This is a genomic window from Streptomyces sp. NPDC001832, assembly GCF_040297265.1.
Classification (GTDB): domain Bacteria; phylum Actinomycetota; class Actinomycetes; order Streptomycetales; family Streptomycetaceae; genus Streptomyces.
This window is the reverse complement of sequence record NZ_JBEOYU010000051.1, coordinates 20,947-39,194: the sequence shown is the minus strand read 5'-3', so window position 1 is coordinate 39,194 and position 18,248 is coordinate 20,947. Positions and strand designations below refer to the sequence as shown.

17 protein-coding genes are annotated in these 18,248 nt (G+C 69.7%); 9 read left to right on the top strand and 8 right to left on the bottom strand.

The annotated features are described in order from the left end of the window. Positions 1-103: 103 nt before the first annotated feature. The 3 genes from ABT115_RS27400 to ABT115_RS27390 are packed head-to-tail and all read right to left on the bottom strand — an operon-like array spanning position 104 to position 3,658. Entirely contained in the window at positions 104-895 is a 792-nt protein-coding gene (locus ABT115_RS27400; protein ID WP_351795105.1) for a 3-oxoacyl-ACP reductase, read from the bottom strand. A gap of 6 nt (positions 896-901) precedes the next feature. Then, positions 902-2,281 (bottom strand): aldehyde dehydrogenase family protein, encoded by a 1,380-nt coding sequence (locus ABT115_RS27395; protein ID WP_351795102.1) that lies wholly within the window; start codon positions 2,279-2,281, stop codon positions 902-904. 9 nt (positions 2,282-2,290) lie between these two features. After that, positions 2,291-3,658 carry a glutamine synthetase family protein gene (locus ABT115_RS27390; protein WP_351795099.1) on the bottom strand — a complete coding sequence of 456 codons (1,368 nt, stop codon included), beginning with the start codon at positions 3,656-3,658 and terminating at the stop codon, positions 2,291-2,293. Positions 3,659-3,734: 76 nt separating this feature from the next. Between ABT115_RS27390 and ABT115_RS27385 the strand changes: the two genes are divergently transcribed. Further along, the gene (locus tag ABT115_RS27385) at positions 3,735-4,463 is read left to right on the top strand and encodes a FadR/GntR family transcriptional regulator (protein ID WP_351795096.1); all 729 of its coding nucleotides are present in this window, start codon (positions 3,735-3,737) and stop codon (positions 4,461-4,463) included. Positions 4,464-4,642: 179 nt separating this feature from the next. Then, positions 4,643-5,413: a gamma-glutamyl-gamma-aminobutyrate hydrolase family protein gene (locus ABT115_RS27380; protein WP_351795093.1), complete on the top strand. Its 771-nt coding sequence runs from the start codon at positions 4,643-4,645 to the stop codon at positions 5,411-5,413. A gap of 51 nt (positions 5,414-5,464) precedes the next feature. On the opposite strand, the gene ABT115_RS27375 is transcribed toward ABT115_RS27380, so the two are convergent. Continuing rightward, positions 5,465-6,430, bottom strand: a complete 966-nt coding sequence (locus ABT115_RS27375; RefSeq protein WP_351795090.1) for a LysR family transcriptional regulator — start codon at positions 6,428-6,430, stop codon at positions 5,465-5,467. A gap of 70 nt (positions 6,431-6,500) precedes the next feature. On the opposite strand from ABT115_RS27375, the gene ABT115_RS27370 reads away from it, so the two are divergent. After that, on the top strand, positions 6,501-7,652 hold the full coding sequence (locus ABT115_RS27370; RefSeq protein ID WP_351795088.1) for a TDT family transporter: 1,152 nt from the start codon (positions 6,501-6,503) through the stop codon (positions 7,650-7,652). Here the strand turns inward: ABT115_RS27370 and ABT115_RS27365 are convergent. The 4 genes from ABT115_RS27365 to ABT115_RS27350 all read right to left on the bottom strand — a co-directional run bounded on the left by ABT115_RS27365 (position 7,591) and on the right by ABT115_RS27350 (position 12,102). Beyond that, positions 7,591-8,298 (bottom strand): helical backbone metal receptor, encoded by a 708-nt coding sequence (locus tag ABT115_RS27365; protein ID WP_351795085.1) that lies wholly within the window; start codon positions 8,296-8,298, stop codon positions 7,591-7,593. The genes ABT115_RS27370 and ABT115_RS27365 overlap by 62 nt on opposite strands. A gap of 15 nt (positions 8,299-8,313) precedes the next feature. Beyond that, on the bottom strand, positions 8,314-8,859 hold the full coding sequence (locus tag ABT115_RS27360; protein WP_351795082.1) for a helix-turn-helix domain-containing protein: 546 nt from the start codon (positions 8,857-8,859) through the stop codon (positions 8,314-8,316). A gap of 206 nt (positions 8,860-9,065) precedes the next feature. Then, positions 9,066-11,036: an ABC transporter permease/substrate binding protein gene (locus ABT115_RS27355; RefSeq protein WP_351795079.1), complete on the bottom strand. Its 1,971-nt coding sequence runs from the start codon at positions 11,034-11,036 to the stop codon at positions 9,066-9,068. Next, on the bottom strand, positions 11,029-12,102 hold the full coding sequence (locus ABT115_RS27350) for a quaternary amine ABC transporter ATP-binding protein (protein ID WP_351795076.1): 1,074 nt from the start codon (positions 12,100-12,102) through the stop codon (positions 11,029-11,031). The genes ABT115_RS27355 and ABT115_RS27350 overlap by 8 nt, the downstream gene beginning before the upstream one ends. A 329-nt stretch (positions 12,103-12,431) precedes the next feature. Between ABT115_RS27350 and ABT115_RS27345 the strand changes: the two genes are divergently transcribed. The 6 genes from ABT115_RS27345 (at position 12,432) to ABT115_RS27320 (ending at position 18,210) form a co-directional block, all read left to right on the top strand. After that, positions 12,432-13,340, top strand: coding sequence for a 5'-3' exonuclease (locus tag ABT115_RS27345; protein WP_351795110.1), 909 nt, complete (start codon positions 12,432-12,434; stop codon positions 13,338-13,340). Between the two features lie 46 nt (positions 13,341-13,386). Next, positions 13,387-14,229: a siderophore-interacting protein gene (locus ABT115_RS27340; protein WP_351795073.1), complete on the top strand. Its 843-nt coding sequence runs from the start codon at positions 13,387-13,389 to the stop codon at positions 14,227-14,229. A 114-nt stretch (positions 14,230-14,343) separates the two neighbouring features. Then, positions 14,344-14,928 (top strand): sigma-70 family RNA polymerase sigma factor, encoded by a 585-nt coding sequence (locus ABT115_RS27335; protein ID WP_351795070.1) that lies wholly within the window; start codon positions 14,344-14,346, stop codon positions 14,926-14,928. After that, on the top strand, positions 14,925-15,671 hold the full coding sequence (locus ABT115_RS27330; RefSeq protein ID WP_351795068.1) for an anti-sigma factor: 747 nt from the start codon (positions 14,925-14,927) through the stop codon (positions 15,669-15,671). Before ABT115_RS27335 ends, ABT115_RS27330 begins: the two co-directional genes overlap by 4 nt. Before the next feature lie 197 nt (positions 15,672-15,868). Continuing rightward, the gene (locus ABT115_RS27325) at positions 15,869-17,497 is read left to right on the top strand and encodes a molybdopterin-dependent oxidoreductase (RefSeq protein WP_502969170.1); all 1,629 of its coding nucleotides are present in this window, start codon (positions 15,869-15,871) and stop codon (positions 17,495-17,497) included. A gap of 257 nt (positions 17,498-17,754) precedes the next feature. Continuing rightward, complete coding sequence (locus ABT115_RS27320) at positions 17,755-18,210, top strand: SPW repeat protein (protein WP_351795065.1); 456 nt, start codon at positions 17,755-17,757, stop codon at positions 18,208-18,210. Positions 18,211-18,248 lie beyond the last annotated feature (38 nt).

The following is an 18,248-nucleotide window of genomic DNA, read 5'->3' as shown; positions in this document are numbered from 1 at the left end:
CCTCGTCCCGCCTCCCGCCCCCCGGACGGGGGGGGGGGGCGGCGCGCTCGCCGTCCTGGCGTGGGGGGGGGGGCCCCTTTTTCCGCGCCCCCCCCGACAGCCTCTAGAGCGGCGTGACGTACGCCCCGGAGATCCCCCCGTCGACGATGAAGTCGGTGGCGTTGACGAACGAGGAGTCGTCGCTTGCGAGGAACGCGACGGCTGCCGCGATCTCCGTGGCTTCGGCGAACCGCCCGACCGGGATGTGCACGAGCCTGCGGGCCGCGCGTTCCGGGTCCTTGGCGAACAGCTCCTGGAGCAGCGGGGTGTTGACCGGCCCCGGGCACAGCGCGTTGACCCGGATGCCTTCGCGGGCGAACTGCACACCGAGCTCGCGGGACATGGCGAGGACGCCGCCCTTGGACGCGGTGTACGAGATCTGGCTGGTGGCCGCTCCCATGATGGCGACGAAGGACGCGGTGTTGATGATCGAGCCGCGGCCCTGGCGCCGCATGTAGGGCAGGGCGGCCTTGCAGCAGAGGTAGACGGAGGTGAGGTTGACGTCCTGGACGCGCTTCCACGCCTCCAGGCCCGTGGTGAGGATGGAGTCGTCGTCGGGCGGGGAGATGCCCGCGTTGTTGAAGGCGATATCGACGGAACCGTAGGTGTCGAACGCGGTCCTGAAGAGCGCCTCGACCTGTTCGGGGTCGGTGACGTCGACGCGTACGAATGTGCCGCCGACCTCCTCGGCCGCGGCCTTGCCCGCGTTCTCGTCGATGTCGCCGCAGACGACGTCGGCGCCCTCCGACGCCAGGCGCCGTGCGGTGGCCAGGCCGATACCGCTGGCGGCTCCGGTGATGACGGCGGTGCGGCCGACCAGGCGGCGGCAGATGTTTTCGCTGTCGATGGTGGTCATGCCGGCTCAGGCCTCCGTGCTGATGAAGACGTTCTTGGTTTCGGTGAATGCGGCAAGTGCGTCGGGGCCGAGTTCGCGGCCGAGTCCGGACTGTTTGCAGCCGCCGAACGGGGTCCAGTAGCGGACGCTGGAGTGGGAGTTGACGGAGAGGTTTCCGGCCTGGACCGACTGCGAGACGCGCAGCGCGCGGCCCACGTCGCGGGTCCAGATCGAGCCGGCAAGGCCGTACTCCGTCGCGTTGGCGAGCCGGACGGCGTCGGCCTCGTCCTCGAAGGGAAGAACGACGGCGACCGGCCCGAATACTTCTTGGGTGGCGACGGGTGAGTCCGGGCGGACGTCGGTGAGGACGGTCGGCGGGAACCAGAAGCCGGGCCCTTCGGGTGCTTTGCCGCTGAGGGCCGCCGTGCCCTCGGGGACGTAACTCCGCACCCGTTCCAGTTGCGCTTGGGAAATCAGCGGGCCCATCTGGGTGTTCTCGTCAAACGGGTCGCCCACGACGACCGATTCGATTGCGGGGCCGAGGAGTTCCAGGAAGCGGTCGTACACGGATCGCTGGACCAGGATGCGGGTGCGGGCGCAGCAGTCCTGGCCCGCGTTGTCCAGGAACGCCATGGGTGCGGCGGCTGCGGCGGCCTCGATGTCGGCGTCGGCGAAGACGATATTGGGGCTCTTGCCGCCGAGTTCGAGGGTGAGCCGCTTCACGCGGTCGGCGCACTTGGCCATGATCTGCTTGCCGATCCGGGTGGAGCCGGTGAAGACGATCTTGGCGACGCCGGGGTGCTCGACCAGGGCGTTGCCGGTCACATCGCCCGCGCCCGGCAGCACCTGGAGGAGGTGTTCGGGAAGCCCCGCGTCCAGGGCGAGCCGGGCCAGCCGCAGGGCGGTGAGCGGGGTGGTCTCGGCGGGCTTGAGGAGTACGGCGTTGCCGGCGGCGAGAGCGGGGGCGAGGCCCCAGGCGGCGATCGGCATGGGGAAGTTCCACGGTGCGATGACGCCAATTACGCCGAGGGGTTCGAGGAGGGTGATGTCGAGTCCGCCGTGGACCGGGATCTGCCGGCCGGCGAGTCGTTCCACTCCCCCGGCGGCGTAGTCGAGCAGATCGCGGACGTTGGCCGCTTCCCACCGGGCGTTGCCGAGGGTGTGGCCGGCCTCCTGGACCTCCAGGCGGGCCAGTTGTTCGGCTTCCGCGTCGACGGCGGTGGCGAAGCGGCGCAGCAGCCGGGCTCGGTCGGCGGGGGTGAGGGCGGACCAGGTGCGCTGGGCGGCGGCGGCACGGACGACTGCCGCGTCGACCTCGTCAGCGGTGGTGGACGGGACGGTGGCGAGGAGTTCTTCCGTCGCCGGATTGAGTACGTGGTGTTCCACCGGGTGGTCGGGCGTGGTCACGGGTGTGCCTCACAGGCGTTCGAAGGAGCGGCGGAGCTCCCAGTCGGTCACTGCGGCGTCGAAGGCTTCGAGTTCGACGCGGGCCATGTTGCGGTAGTGCGCGACGACGTCGTCGCCGAAGGCCGCCCTGGCGATCTCGCTCCTCTCCCAGAGTTCGGCAGCCTCGCGAAGTGTGGTGGGGACGTGGTCGTAGTCGGCGGTGTAGGCGTTGCTCCCACAAGGTTCGGGGAGTTCGAGGCCCTTTTCGATGCCGTGGATGCCCGCGGCGATCAGTCCGGCGACGGCGAGGTACGGGTTGACGTCACCGCCGGGCAGCCGGTTCTCGAAGCGCATCGAGCGGCCGTGCCCGACGACGCGGAGCGAGCAGGTGCGGTTGTCGTGGCCCCAGGCGACGGCGGTCGGGGCGAAGGAGCCCGGCTGGAAGCGCTTGTAGGAGTTGATGTTGGGTGCGTAGAGGAGGGTGAAATCGCGCAGGGCGGCCAGCTGTCCGGCGAGGAAGTGGCGCATCACCGGGGACATGCCGCCGTCCTCGCCCGCCATGACGCTGCGCCCGGCCTCGTCAGTGGGCCGGAGCGAGAGGTGGATGTGGCAGGAATTACCCTCGCGTTCGTTGAACTTGGCCATGAAGGTGAGCGCGACGCCCTCCTGGGCGGCGATCTCCTTGGCGCCGGTCTTGTAGACGGCGTGCTGGTCACAGGTGACCAGAGCCTCGTCGTAACGGAACACGATCTCATGCTGGCCGGGGTTGCACTCGCCCTTCGCGGACTCGACGGTGAGACCCGCGGCGGACATTTCGTTGCGGATACGGCGCAGCAGCGGTTCGACGCGGCCGGTGCCGAGGACGGAGTAGTCGACGTTGTACTGGTTGGCCGGGGTCAGATCGCGGTAGTTGCGGTCCCAGGCCTGTTCGTAGGTGTCCTTGAAGACGATGAATTCGAGCTCGGTGCCCACCTGGGCCGTGTAGCCGTGCTCGGCCAGGCGTTCCATCTGGCGGCTCAGGATCCGGCGGGGCGCAGCGGCGACGGGTGAGCCGTCTTCCTGGGTGAGGTCGGCCATCACCATGGCCGTGCCCTCGTTCCAGGGCACCCGGCGCAGGGTGGAGAGGTCGGCGTGCATGGCGAAGTCGCCGTAGCCGCGCTCCCAGGAGGACATCTCGAATCCGTCGACGGTGTTCATGTCTGTGTCGACGGCGAGCAGATAGTTGCATCCCTCGGTGCCGTGCTCCACGACCTCGTCGAGGAAGAAGCGGGCAGCGAACCGTTTGCCCTGCAGCCGTCCCTGCATGTCGGGGAAGGCGAGCACGACGGTGTCGATCTCACCGCTTCTGACGAGGACGCGCAGCTCCTCGATCCCCAGCGGTGGTGTTCGGTCTGCCACGGGATACTCCTCCTTCGGTCAGCCGGAAGGCTTAAGGTATGCGAGGGAACCATTAATTGTGAAGGGGAAACGGGACATGGCCGAGGAGAGCGGTTTCGCCGACCGCCTGATGCCCGTGCTGCGGCCCGTCCGGGCGGGAAACGGCTTCGAGGAGGCGCTGGAGCAGATCCTCCAGGTGGTCAGGCTCGGCCTTGTGCCCGGCGGCGGGCGGCTGCCGGCCGAGCGCGAGCTGGCCGAACTGCTGGGGATCAGCCGGGTCACGCTGCGCGAGGTACTGAAGGTCCTGCAGGACCAGGGCCTGGTGGAGAGCAGGCGGGGGCGGTACGGCGGCACGTTCGTGCTGCCCCGCACCGGCAGCCCCGGCGAGGACGAGCTGCGCCAAAAGGTGGAGTCCGTCGACATCGAGGACGTACTGCGCTTCCGCGAGGTGCTGGAGGCCGGGGCCGCCGGACTGTGCGCCTCGCAGGGGCTGACGGACGAGGGGGCACAACGGCTGCGTACGGCTCTGGCGGCGACTCACGAAGCACCTCTGCCCGACTACCGCAGGCGCGACACCCTGTTCCATCTGACCCTGGCGGAACTCTCCGGCTCCGCATCCCTGACCGTGCAGTATGCGTCCGTCCGGGCCACGGTGAACGATCTGCTGGACTGCATTCCGCTGCTCGTGCGAAACCTGGAGCATTCGCAGCATCAGCACGCGAGCCTCGTAGAGGCGATTCTCGACGGGGACGCGGAGGCTGCGCGTGCGGTGATGCGCGAGCACTGTGCGGGTACTGCCGCATTGTTGCGGGGGTTCCTGACCTGACGGCGCCACCGCTTCCGCATCGGTGACAGCCTCCGGAAAATGTAAAGGCGTTATCTGCAACCATTAGCGATTTCACCCACGATTGGCAGTGGTGCTACACCGCTGCCAATCGTGGGTGGGGTCGTAAATCCATGGAACCGAGCCCGCCTGCGCAGGCGGCCGACCGGAGGGACCGCCCCGTGTCCGAACCTCTCATCGGCGTCTCCACCTATCTGGAGCCCGTGACCCGCTGGGGTGTCTGGGAGCTGCCCGCCACCCTCCTGCCGGCCGCCTACCCACGGATGGTCCAGCGGTCCGGCGGTCTGGCCGCTCTGCTGCCGCCGGACGCCCCCGCCCGGGCCGGGGCCGCGGTGGCCCGGCTGGACGGCCTCGTCGTGGCGGGCGGCGCCGATGTGGAACCCGGGCTGTACGGCGCGGAGCGCGACTTCAGGACCGGTCCTCCCGCGCAGGAGCGCGATGCCTGGGAGCTGGCCCTGATCAGGGCCGCGCTGGAGTCCGGTACGCCGCTGCTCGGCATCTGCCGCGGTATGCAGCTGCTCAATGTGGCGCTCGGCGGCACGCTGACCCAGCACCTCGACGGGCATGCCGGCCCGCTGGGCGCCACCGGAATCCTCGGCGCACACCCGGTGAAACCGGTACCGGGGACGCTATGCGCATCGATCGTGCCCGAGGAATCAGCCGTCCCCACCTACCACCACCAGTGCGTGCAACGGCTGGCGCCGGGACTCGTCGCTTCGGCGCACGCGGCGGACGGCACGGTCGAGGCGATCGAACTGCCGGGTCCACAGTGGGTGCTCGGGGTTCAGTGGCATCCGGAGATGGGCGACGATCCACGGCTGATGCAGGCACTGGTGGCGGCATCGACCGCCCGGCTGATCCCGGCCCGTACGTCGTCCGACGGCCTTGCACCGCCGCGGACCACGGGGGCCTGCGAGCGCCCGAGGCCATAGAGCGTTTTCCGCAGTCCCGTCCGGTCGGGGGCCGCGGCCGGACAAGTGGCGTCAGGACAAACCTGCGCGCGGGCCGGACACGCGCGATTCCCCGTACGTGTTCCGCCTCGTCAGCGAAAGCAGATCGCGCGCCGGCCCCGTCGGGCGGTGGCCCGAGGGCCATACAGCGCGCAGCTGGCGGCTCAGCCGCACGCCGGCGACCGGGATCTTGACCAGGCGCCTGGAGGACAGTTCCTCGCCCAGCGCCAGTTCGCTCAGCACGCACGGTCCCGCACCGCTCTCCGCAGCTCCCTTCACCGCGGTCGTCGAGGAGAGTTCGAGCAGGGGCTGGGCAAGGCCGCCGTGCACGGCGAGGGCCGCGTCCAGGACCTGGCGGGTGCCGGAGCCGTACTCGCGCAGGATCAGCGGGGTCGCGGCCAGTTCCCGGGATGTCAGGGGCGTACGGCGGCGGGCCCACGCATGGGACGGGGCGACCACCACGGCCAGGCGGTCATGGGTGATGACCGCGCCGTCGAGCCCTTCCGGCACGGTCAGGCCCTCCACGAATCCGAGGTCGGCCTCGCCGACGAGCAGCCGCCCCGCGACCGCCGCCGAGTTTCCGGCGAGCAGCGAGACCGCGGTGTCCGGCCGTTCGGCACGCAGCGCGATCAGCCAGCCGGGCAGCAGGTACTCGGCGATGGTCATGGAAGCGGCCACCCGCAGCCGGGAGTCCCGCCGGTCGCGCAGCGCCTGCGCTCCCACGTCGAATGCCTCGGCCGCCTCGACGATCCTGCGCGCCCAGTCGGTTACCAGCGCGCCCGCGTCGGTGAGCCGGGAGCCACGCGGCGAACGGTCCAGCAGGGCCAGGCCGAGCTGCCGTTCCATCGACCGGATGCGGCTGCTGGCCGCGGGCTGGGTGACGCCGACATCCCGTGCCGCGCGCCCCAGGCTGCCGTGCCGGGCGACGGCGAGCAGCAGCTCCAGCGCACCGAGGTCGGGCACCCGGTGGGAGAGGGAAACATGTTCTTCGGCGGCCATAAATCCACCTTATGACCTCATAGACACGAAGTCCCTGGTGGGGCGCTGTCCGCACCACGAAAATTGTGGCATGGCCATCTTTACGCAGACGCAGCAGTCCCCATCCCCGTATCCGACCGCACAGAGGGTCCCTCGACTGCGGCACATAGGCCCCAACTGGTACGCGTCCGTCATGGGCACCTCGATCGTCGCGAGCGCGGGAGCCACGCTGCCCGTGCACATCCCGGGACTGCGGGGTGCCTGCACGGTGGTGTGGGCGCTCGCGACGATCATGCTCGCCGTGGTGCTCACGGCCCGTGCCGGGCACTGGATCGCCCATCGCGACCAGGCCCGCACCCATTTGCTCGACCCCACCGTGGCCCCGTTCTACGGCTGTCTCGCGATGGCGCTGCTGGCGGTCGGCGGCTCGTCGATGGTGGTCGGCCAGGATGTCATCGGACATCAGGCGGCTCTGGCGCTGGATGCGGTGCTGTACACGGCGGGCACGTTGATCGGGCTGGCCGCCGCGGTCGCGATTCCGTACCTGATGGTCGTGCGCCACCAGGTGGCACCCGGCACGGCGTCGCCGGTGTGGCTGCTGCCGGTGGTGGCCCCGATGGTCTCCGCTGCGCTCGGTCCGCTGCTGGTGCCGGAGCTGCCCGCCGGTCAGTGGCAGGAGGCGATGCTGCTGGCCTGTTACGCGATGTTCGGTCTGAGTCTGCTGGCCACATTGGTGATGCTGCCGCTGGTCTTCGCCCGGCTCGTCCACGAGGGCCCGCTGCCCCTCGCGCTGACGCCCACGCTGTTCCTGGTCCTCGGCCCGCTGGGCCAGTCGACGACCGCGGTCAATCAGCTCGCCGATGTGGCGCCGGGGACGATCGGGGAACCGTATGCCTCGGGGTTCGAGGCGTTCGCCGTGCTGTACGGGGTGCCCGTGATGGGCTTCGCGCTGATGTGGCTGACGCTGGCCATCGCGCTGGTGGTGCGGGCCGTACGGAACGGCATGACCTTCAGCATGACCTGGTGGGGCTTCACCTTCCCGCTCGGTACGTGCGTAACGGGCGCCGCGGGTCTGGCCCGGCACACCGATCTCACGGCGTACACCTGGCTGGCCGTCGCGCTGTACGTGATGCTGGTGACGGCATGGGTGGTGGCCGGGATCCAGACACTGCGCGGGCTGCTCAGCGGAGCGCTGCTCGCAGCACCGAAGGCGCCTGCACCAGTGACGGCCCGTACCACGTGAGCAACCGCCCGTCGACGAGTGCGGCGGGCAGCGCGGGGAACGCTTCTGGCCCGTCGTCCGCGGTGAAGCGGTACGGCTCGTCCGGCAGGACGACCAGATCGGCGCCCGCCGTATTGAGTGTGCCGAGAGGAATACGGGGATAGCGCTCGGTGTGGTCCGCGTAGACGTTCTCGACACCCAGCCTGGCCAGCAGATCTCCGGCGAAGGTGTCGCGGCCCAGCACCGTCCAGGGCCTGCGCCAGACGGGCACGACCGCACGGCGCGGGGCGCGCGGTGGCGGGAGCGCGGCCCAGGCGGCCTCGGCCTCGTCCAGCCAACGCGGCCTGGCCTGTCCGCAGGCGGTGACCAGGACCCGGTCCAGCTCCTCGAAGGCCTGGTCGAGCGTGCGGATCTCGGTGACAAGCACCTCGATCCCGGCAGCCCTGAGTGCTGCGAGGTCGGGTTCGCGGTTCTCCTCCTCGTTGGCGACGACAAGATCGGGCCGGAGCGCCACGACCGTCGCCACGCCGGGATTCTTGGTGCCACCGATACGGGCTGCGGTCAGGCCGGCCGGGTGGGTGCACCAGTCGGTGACGCCGACCAGCAGGCCGGGGGCGGTGACGGCGACGGCCTCGGTGAGCGAGGGGACCAGGGAGACGACTCGCACGGCGGAAGCCCCCTCTCAGCGACGCGGGTCGAAGGTGGCGTCGATGTGCTCGGCAACCGCGACGACCAGCAGCCGCGTACCGGGCACCGTGGCCCGCCATCGGTGCCGCACCCCGCCGGACAGGAACAGGGTGTCGCCCTGCTCCAGCCGGTGCGCCTGTCCCTCGGCCTCCACCTCCGCGGCTCCCTGCACCACGTACATCACTTCGTCGTTGCGGTGCTGGAACTCGCGCCTGAGGTCGATTTCACCGGTGAACTCCAGGGCGCTGAGCTGATGGCGTCCGCGCACCACCCTGCGCACCCCGTCGCCCTCGACCGCCCGTACGACATCGACGGCGCGCGCCGAGTCCGCGGCGGCGCGCAGTCGTGCCGTGGTGGTCTCCAGGGCTTCTGCGACCCGGTCCAGGGACCGGGCGCTGGGCCGGGCCCGCTCGTTCTCGATCTGACTGAGGAACGGCACGGACAGACCGCTGCGGGTCGCGACCGCGGCCAGTGTGAGCCCCAGGGATCTGCGCCGTCGGCGGACCGCGGCGCCCACGCGGAGTGCTTCCTTGTCGTCCATGTCCGGCTCCCTCCCGACTCGTCATCCTTCCGGCTGACAGCACATTACGCACGCGGTTGCGCAAGGTCGGCCCGCAGATGAATGTCTTCCGGACAGCCGCAAGGGGCGGGCCCGCCGACGGCGGCGCCCACCCCTTTGCGTGCACAGGCCTATAAAGAGCCCTACCGTGGAGCCATTTTGCCCACTATGCCTGGGTTCGTCTCCATTCAGGCCTTCACGGTCACTTGCTCATGGCCCGTGCTGCGCTCCTGGATCTGGTTCTCAGGGCGGCGAGCTTGTCCTCGCAGTCCTTGCTCCTCCCAGGGGAACCAGGCCATTTCGACTGCGCGGTCGTGCTGGTCCTTGCCGCCCGCGCCCTTGGCCGTATTGGCCGGGGTGACGGGGGTCCACTTGTCGGCGAGGCCGGGGTTGGCCTTCAGCCAGGTGCGGACGGCCTCCTGCTCATTGCCGGAGCCGGCCTTCTGGATCTCCGCCTCGAGGCTGGTGAGCTGGTCCTCGCTCATCTTGAAGTTCTTGAGCCAGTTGCTGACCTCGGGGTTGTCGGCGGAGAAGCCCTCGCGGGCCAGGGTGTGGATGCCGTCACCCTCGCCCCAGAGGTTCTTGGGGTCCTCGAGCTTGGTGAGGTCGTACTCGTTGTAAGCCCAGTGCGGCGACCAGAGCGGAACGACGATCGGTTCCTTCTTGGCGTACGCGCGCTTCAGCTCGGCCAGCATCGACGGCGTGGAGCCGTCGACGACCTCGTACTCCTTGTCCAGGCCGTAGCCCGGCAGGACCTTGTCCTTGAGCAGGCCCATCTCGCCGGCGCTCGGCTCGATGCCGACGATCCGGCCCTTGAACTGATCGGACTTGCCCTTGAGGTCCTCCATGGACTTGACGTCCTTCACGTACGACGGGACGGCCAGCTCCAGCGAGGTGGGGCCATACCAGGAGCCCATGTCCTCCAGGCTGTCCTTGTACTTCTCCCAGTAGCTGGCGTGGGTGACCGGGAGCCAGGAGTCGGTCTGGAAGTCGATCTGGCCGTTGGCCATACCGGTGTAGAGCGCACCGGCCTCGTACTGCTCGACATCGACCTCGAAGCCGCGCTGCTCCAGCAGCTCCTTCCACAGGAAGGTGGAGGCGATGCCCTCGTCCCACGGGATGTAGCCGATGCTGATCTTCTTGCCCGCACCGATATTCGAGCCGCTTGCGGTGGCGGCCTCGTCCGAGTCGGCCGTACCGAAGAGGCTCATGCCGCCCGCGACGAGTGCGAGGACGACGACGCCGGCGACCGCGGCGACGGGCCGCGGGCGGTGGTTCCAGATCTTCAGTCCGCCGGCCATCGACTGCGCCCTGGCGAGCGAGCGGCGGGCGAGCGGGGAGACCTCGCGGCCCAGCGCGCTGGTCATCCGGTCCAGGTACATCGCCACGATGACGATGGAGATGCCCGCCTCGAAGCCGAGGCCGACGTCGACGTTGCCGATGGCACGGTAGACGGCGCCGCCGAGGCCGCCGCCGCCGACCATTCCGGCTATGACCACCATGGACAGGCCCAGCATGATGACCTGGTTGATGCCCGCCATGATCGTGGGCAGGGCGAGCGGCAGCTGCACCCGCAGCAGGGTATTGCGCCGGGTGGTCCCGAACGCCTCGGCCGCCTCGACAAGTTCGCTGTCGACCTGGCGGATGCCGAGCTCGGTCATCCGGACACCCGGGGGCAGCGAGAAGATGATGGTGGCAACGATGCCCGGGACCACGCCGACGCCGAAGAAGATGACGCCGGGGATCAGATAGACCATGGCGGGCATGGTCTGCATGAAGTCCAGGACCGGCCGGGTCACCGCGCTGACGGTCTTGGAGCGGGACGCCCAGATACCCAGCGGTACCGACAGCACCAGCGCGATGATAGTGGCGACGAGCACCAGGGTGAGGGTGTCCATCGCTTCGTCCCACAGCTCGACGGAGTCGATGACGGCGAAGCCGACGAAGGCGAGCACACCCGCGAGCAGGCCGCGCAGCCACCAGGCGATGACGGCGACGATGCCCGCGAAGAGCAGCGGTGCGGGGGCGGAGAGCACGGCGGCTATGCCGTCGAACATGCCTGTGACGACCGAGCTGATCGCGTCGAACAGCCAGGACAGATGGGACTGCAGCCACTCGACCGCGGAGTCGACCCAGTCACCGAGCGGAAGCCTAAACATTGGCCACCTTCTTTGTGCCGGCCGCTCCGGGCACGACGCCCTGCGGGGCCTCGGTGGGGCTCATTGGCTCACCGAGGACGGCAAGCAGCCGGGCGCGCGGTACGGCACCGACGAGCTTGCCCTCGGCATCGGTCACGGCGACCGCGACTGCGCTCTGCGAGCAGGGCGTGAAGAGCTCGATGATCGGCGTGGACTCGGTGACGGTGGCCGGGGCGGCCCTGAGGAAGTCGTCGGTGGTACGCAGTTCCTTGCCGTCGTCCGTGCTGGTACCCGTGACGGTGTGCGGCTCGGCCATGATGGCGCCGGCGGTCAGCACCCGGGCCCGGTCGACGTCCTGGGTGAAGGAAGCGACGTAGTCGTTGGCCGGGGTGACGAGGATGTCCTCGGCGGTGCCGAGCTGGACGATCTTGCCGTCGCGCATCACGGCGATACGGTCGCCGAGGCGCATGGCCTCGTTGAGGTCGTGGGTGATGAAGACGATGGTCTTCTTCAGGCGCTTCTGCAGTTCGAGCAGCTGGTCCTGCATGTCGCGGCGGATCAGCGGGTCGAGCGCACTGAAGGACTCGTCCATCAGCAGCAGGTCGGCGTCGGTGGCCAGGGCACGGGCGAGGCCGACACGCTGCTGCATACCGCCGGACAGTTCGTCGGGCCAGGACTTCTCCCAGCCGGCCAGACCGGTCAGCTCCAGCGCCTCGGCGGCGCGCTTCTCGCGCTCGGCGCGCGGCACCCCCTGCACTTCGAGACCGTACGCGGCGTTGTCCAGCACGCTCCGGTGAGGGAAGAGCGCGAAGTGCTGGAACACCATGCTGATCTTGGAGGACCGGACATGGCGCAGTTCTGCGGGGCTCAGGGCGGTCAGGTCCTGGCCGTCGAACAGCACGCGTCCGGCTGTGGGCTCGAGAAGTCCGTTGAGCATGCGCAGCAACGTGGACTTTCCGGACCCGGACAGACCCATCACGACGAAGATCTGTCCCGGTTCGACGGTGAACGAGGCGTCGATCACCGCTGCGGTCGTTCCGTCGGCGCGCAGCTCGTTGCGGTCGGCGCCGCCTTCGAGCTTCTGCACGGCTTGATCGGGTCGTCTGCCGAACACTTTGTACAAGTGTTCAGCTTGCAGCCTTGACACATACACCTCGCGGGTTGAACCGAAAAAACGGTCTGCCGCCCCTCCGGCAAACCGTGGAGCAGCACGGATTCGGTCCGCATGGCACGCGCACTAGTTGAAACTGCTACGTGATCCGCTCCGGCTGCGCGCCTGCCCTGGCTCGAACGAGCCAAACACAAGAGTGAGGCAGGTCACGCATGGGCGGCCGCGTCGGGCTCGCCCCACTCCCCGGTGTCCGCGACAGCCGGTGTCAGTGGGTGCGGCATCATCGGGGTGTGACGCGACGCCTGATGCTCCTCGACACCGCTTCCCTCTACTTCCGTGCCTACTTCGGGGTTCCCGATTCGGTGCGCGCCCCGGACGGGACACCGGTCAACGCCGTGCGCGGGCTGCTCGACTTCATCGGGCGCCTGGTGCAGGACCACCGGCCGGACGATCTGGTCGCCTGCATGGACGCTGACTGGCGGCCGCACTGGCGGGTGGAGCTGATCCCTTCGTACAAGGCGCACCGCGTCGCGGTGGAGACCACCGAGGGGCTGCCCGACGAGGAGGAGACCCCCGACACTCTGACCCCACAGGTGCCGATCATCGAGGACGTCCTCGATGCGCTCGGCATCGCACGGGTCGGCGTGACGGACTACGAGGCGGACGATGTGATCGGCACGCTAGCCGGCCTGGCCACCGGCCCCGTGGACATCGTCACCGGTGACCGGGATCTCTACCAGCTGGTCGACGACGCCCGCAGGGTGCGGGTGCTCTACCCGCTGAAGGGGGTCGGCTTGCTCCAGCTGACGGATGAGGCGTGGCTGCGGGAGAAGTACGGGGTGGACGGCTCCGGGTACGCCGATCTGGCCCTGCTGCGCGGCGACCCGAGCGACGGGCTGCCGGGCGTTCCCGGCATCGGCGAGAAGACGGCGGCGAAACTGCTGGACGCCTTCGGCGATCTGGCCGGAATCATGGCGGCGGTGGACGATCCGGCCGCCAAGCTGACGCCCTCGCAGCGCAAGCGCCTCGACGAGGCCCGGGACTATGTGGCCGTGGCGCCGAAGGTGGTCCGCGTCGCACGTGACGTACCCCTGCCGGAGTTCGACCCCGCGCTGCCCACCGAACCGCGCGATCCCGCCGCCCTCGAAGCCCTCGCGAGGCAGTGGGGGCTGGGCGGTGCCCTGCAACGCCTGCTGTCCGCACTGCGCGACTGAGGTGCTAGCTTAGGTAAGCCTAAGCACTTGGAGCAGGGAGAACCTCGTGGCAGAACGGCCGGCACGACAGGCACCCGAGGCGCAGGGGGCCCACGTTCTGCGCACCGAGCGGATCACCCCTCACATGGTGCGCGTGGTGCTCGGTGGTGACGGTCTCGCCGGCTTCCGGCTTTCCGGGTTCACCGACCACTACGTCAAGCTCTGTTTCGCCCCCGAGGGCGCGGACTACGCGCACCCGTTCGACATGGCCCGCATCCGTGCGGAGCAGCCGCGGGAGCTGTGGCCCACCACCCGCACCTACACGGTGCGCTCCTGGGATCCGGTCGCCCGAGAGCTGGCCATCGACTTCGTGGTCCACGGCGACGAGGGCCTCGCCGGCCCCTGGGCGATGCGGGCGGCCCCGGGGGACCCGGTGACCTTCCTCGGCCCCGGCGGGGGCTATGGCCCGGACGCCTCGGCGGACTGGCACCTCCTGGCGGGCGACGAGAGCGCCCTGCCGGCCGTCGCCGCTGCCCTGGAGCAGATGCCGGCGGGCGCGGTGGTGCACGCGTTCGTCGAGGTGGCGGACGCCTCGGAGGAGCAGAAGATCGTGACGCCCGACGGGGTCGAGGTGACCTGGCTGCACCGCGGGAAACGCCCGGTCGGCGAGGCGCTGACGACCGCGGTGAAGGAGCTGGAGTTCCCGTCGGGCAAGGTCCAGGCATTCGTTCACGGCGAGGCGGGCTTCGTGAAGGGGATCCGCCGCCATCTGCGCCTGGACCGCCAGATCCCGCTCCCCCAGCTGTCCATCTCCGGCTACTGGCGGCTCGGCCAGAACGACGACGCCTGGCGCTCGGTCAAGCGCGAGTGGAACGCACAGGTGGAGCGCGAGCAGGAGAGCGCCGCGTAACACCGGCTCACTTGCGTACGCCCCGGTCCCCGACCGGGGCGTACGACCAATCCGTGCTGCTACCGGCTCCGGATCAGCGTGGAGAGTCGATGTGCGATCAGGGAGGAAGCCCGCGTGAAAGAAGCCGTGCACATCAGCGGAGCGCCTTCGACGGGGCCGGATCTCCAGGAGTTGCTGGGGATGGTCGCCCGGGGCGACCAGGATGCCTTCATCCAGGTGTACGACGCGGTCAGCGGACCTGTCCTCGGGCTGGTGCGGAGCGTGTTGCGCGATCCCGCACAGTCGGAGGAGGTCGCGCAGGAGGTGCTGGTCGAGGTGTGGCGGACGGCCCCGCGTTTCCGGGCCTCTCGCGGCAGCGCGATGAACTGGGTGCTGACGCTGGCCCATCGCCGGGCCGTCGACCGGGTGCGCTCGGCCGAGGCGTCGGCGGCCCGCGAGCACAGGGTGGCCCTGCTGGACCGTACGCCCGCCTTCGACGAGGTCACCGAGCAGGTCGAGAGCCGGCTGGAACGCGAACTGGTTCGCCGCTGCATGCGGACGCTCTCCGAACTGCAGCGGCAGTCCGTCACCCTCGCCTACTACCGGGGGCTGACCTATCGCGAGGTCTCGGAGCTGCTCTCCGTGCCGCTCGGGACGATCAAAACACGACTGCGGGACGGCCTGATCCGGCTGCGCGACTGCCTCGGGGTGAACACGTGAGCGACGCCGAACTGCACACGCTGACAGGGGCCTACGCCCTGCACGCCCTGCCGGACACGGAACAGCGGAAATTCGAACGGCATCTCGGTGACTGCGAGGCCTGCGCAGTGGAGGTTCGCGAGCTGTCCGAGACCGCCACCCGGCTCGGGCTCGCGGTGGCGACCGCCCCACAGCCCGAGCTGCGCGATCGGGTGCTGCGGGAGATCGCGACCGTACGGCAGGAGTCGCCGTCCGACGCACGGCGCGCCCGCGGACCGGGATGGGGCGGCCGATGGCCGAAGTTCGCGCTCGCCGCGTGTCTGGCCGCCGTTGTCGGCTTCGGAGGGATCGCCGTCCGGCAGGACCGGGCGGCCCAGGACGCCCGGCAGGAGGCCCGGGTGGCGCGGCAGCAGAACGAACAGATGACCCGGGTCCTCGCCGCGCCGGACGCCAAGGCCTCGTCCAGCACGATGAAGGGCGGGGCAAAGGGCACGGTCGTGGTCTCGCAGAGTGAGAACCGGGCCGTGTTCATGACCTCGGGGATGCGGCAGCCACCCAGCGGCAAGGTGTATCAGCTGTGGTTCGACGACCGCGGCACCATGCGCTCCGCCGGCCTGATGGACTCCACGGCCACGAGCGGCGCCAAGCTGCTTGACGGGCCCGTCGACGGGGCGTCGGGCATGGGAATCACAGTCGAACCGGCAGGCGGCTCCGCGCAGCCGACATCAGCGCCGCTGGCGCGGATGAACTTTCCGGCAGCATGACCGGGCGCGGTCCGGTGAACCGCCGGGCCGCGGCCTGGGCTGACCTTCCCGGCCCCGCGGTTCGACCCCGGCGCCGCACTCGCGGGAGGAATCCAGTGAGACGTGCGACGTAGCCGGCGTAGCCGGGGCGCTCCGCCATGTTCCGTTCAGCAGGGCAAAGGACCAATCCTCGGCAGCTCCGGCGACGAATCCCCCGTGTGACAGAAGAACAAAACAACTCGCACCGGCTCGGAGCCTCCCGTGCCCGGCGGTCCCGCTGGGCACGGGAGGCTCTCGCCGCGCTCAGCGGTCTGATAGCAGGGTTCTGCGCCCTGGCCGTGGCCGAACTGGTCTCGGCTTTCGTACGTCCCGAGGCGGGGCCGGTCACGGCCATGGGAGGAGCAGTCATCGACCGCACTCCCCCGGCCCTGAAGGACTTCGCCGTACGGGAGTTCGGCACCGACGACAAACTGGTGCTGCAGCTGGGCATCGTGGTGCTGCTGGCGGTCTTCGCCCTGGCGATCGGGATGCTTGCGCTGCGCCACCGGCGGACCGGTTCCGCGGCCGTACTGGTCTTCGGCGTGGTCGGGGCAGTGGCGGCGGTGGGGCGGCCGGAAGGCGTCCCCGCGGACGCACTGCCCTCGGTGGTAGGTGCCGTGGTGGCCGCAGGACTGCTGTATCTCCTGGCCGGACAGCTCGCGCTGCCTCCCCGTCCCTCTCCCGCCGTCGGCGAGACGGGCGAGGAGGCGTACGGCACCTTCGACCGGCGCGGCTTTGTGATCGCCGCGACAGCGGCGGCGGCAGCCTCGGCCGGCGCGGGACTCCTGGGGCAGCGGCTCACGTCCTCAGTCCAGGCCGGGGCCACCACGTCACGTCATGACCTGGTCCTCCCGGTACCCGATTCCGCCGCACCGGCTGTCCCGGCCGGAGCCGATCTGAAGATCCGGGGGCTGAGCCCCTTCGTCACCCCGAACAAGGACTTCTACCGGGTGGACACGGCCCTGGTCGTGCCCCGTATCGACGCCGGCGCGTGGCGGCTGAAGATCCATGGCAAGGGTGTGGCGCGGCCCGTCACAGTCGGCTTCGACGACCTGCTGCGCCGCGAGATCATCGAGCGCGACATCACCCTGGCCTGTGTGTCCAACGAGGTCGGCGGCCCGTACATCGGCAACGCCAGGTGGATCGGCGTGCGGCTCGCCGATCTGCTGCGCGAGGCCGGGGTGAGGCCACCGTCGAAGGGCGGGCCGGCCGACCAGATCGTGGCGCGGTCCGTCGACGGCATGACGATCGGCACACCGGTCGAGGCGGTCATGGACGGGCGTGACGCGATGCTGGCTCTCGGCATGAACGGCGAGCCGCTGCCCTTCGCGCACGGCTTTCCAGTCCGTATGGTCGTACCCGGCCTGTACGGGTACGTGTCGGCCTGCAAATGGCTCACGGACATCGAGCTGACGACGTTCGACGCGTACGACGCCTACTGGGTCAGACGGAACTGGTCCCCGCAGGCACCGATCAAGACCGAGTCCCGGATCGACACCCCCCGCCCCTTCTCCTCCCCGAAGCCCGGCACCGTGCCGGTGGCAGGGGTCGCCTGGGCCCAACACCGCGGCATCTCGCGGGTGGAGATCCGGGTGGACGGCGGGCCGTGGCACCCGGCACGGCTGGCGGCCGAGGACAGCCATGACACCTGGCGCCAGTGGGTATGGGAGTGGCCGGCCACATCGGGCCGTCACACCCTCGAAGTCCGTGCGACGGACGGCACCGGCGTCCCCCAGACCGGCCGACAGGCCGAGACGGCCCCGGACGGTGCGACCGGCTGGCACTCGGTGGTTGTCGACGTCTCCTGAGTCCCGCCCCCAGGCACCTTCGCTGGACAAATCCGCTGCACGTGCCGTTGCCGAAGTACGGGGACCGCGTGCTGCGGACGTCCGATCCGGTGGTGCCGGCCCGGCGGCTGGACGGTGCCCCGCACGATGCGATTCCCACGGACATTCGCTCGCCTTGAATCTACACATAAGGGCGAGATAAGCGCAGAATGTCAATAACAGGCCATTCGGCGCGCAAAAGCGGCGTTCTGGTCTGCAAGAGCGAAGGAGACGAACCCATGTCGAACCTCTCGCACACCGGCCGTGACATTGCCAGTCACCCCGATGTCACTGAAATGCGCGATCGCTATGCCCGAATGCTCGGTGGGCGTGATGTGGCCCTCGTGGACGCACCCGTGTTCCTCATCGGCCTCTACTGCGCCATCTCTCCCTGGGTGATCAACTTCACGGCAAGTCAGCCCAGGCTGGCGACGCACAACCTGATCATGGGTATCGCGATCGCCGCGCTGGGTCTCGGGTTCACCGTCATGCCGGAGCGGATGTACGGCCTGAGCTGGGCCATCTGCGCCATGGGCGCCTGGGTGATCATCTCGACGTGGGTCGTCGGCAGCAGCCCGGGCCTCGGCGTCACCCTCAACAACGTCATCATCGGCGGACTCACCGTGCTGCTGGGATTGGCCTGCGTGGGCGTGTCGATGAAGAGCGGCAGGAAGGCAGTCGGCCGATCCTCGTGAAGCGGACCCCGGCCGACGGCGGGGCAGCGGTCTCGCCG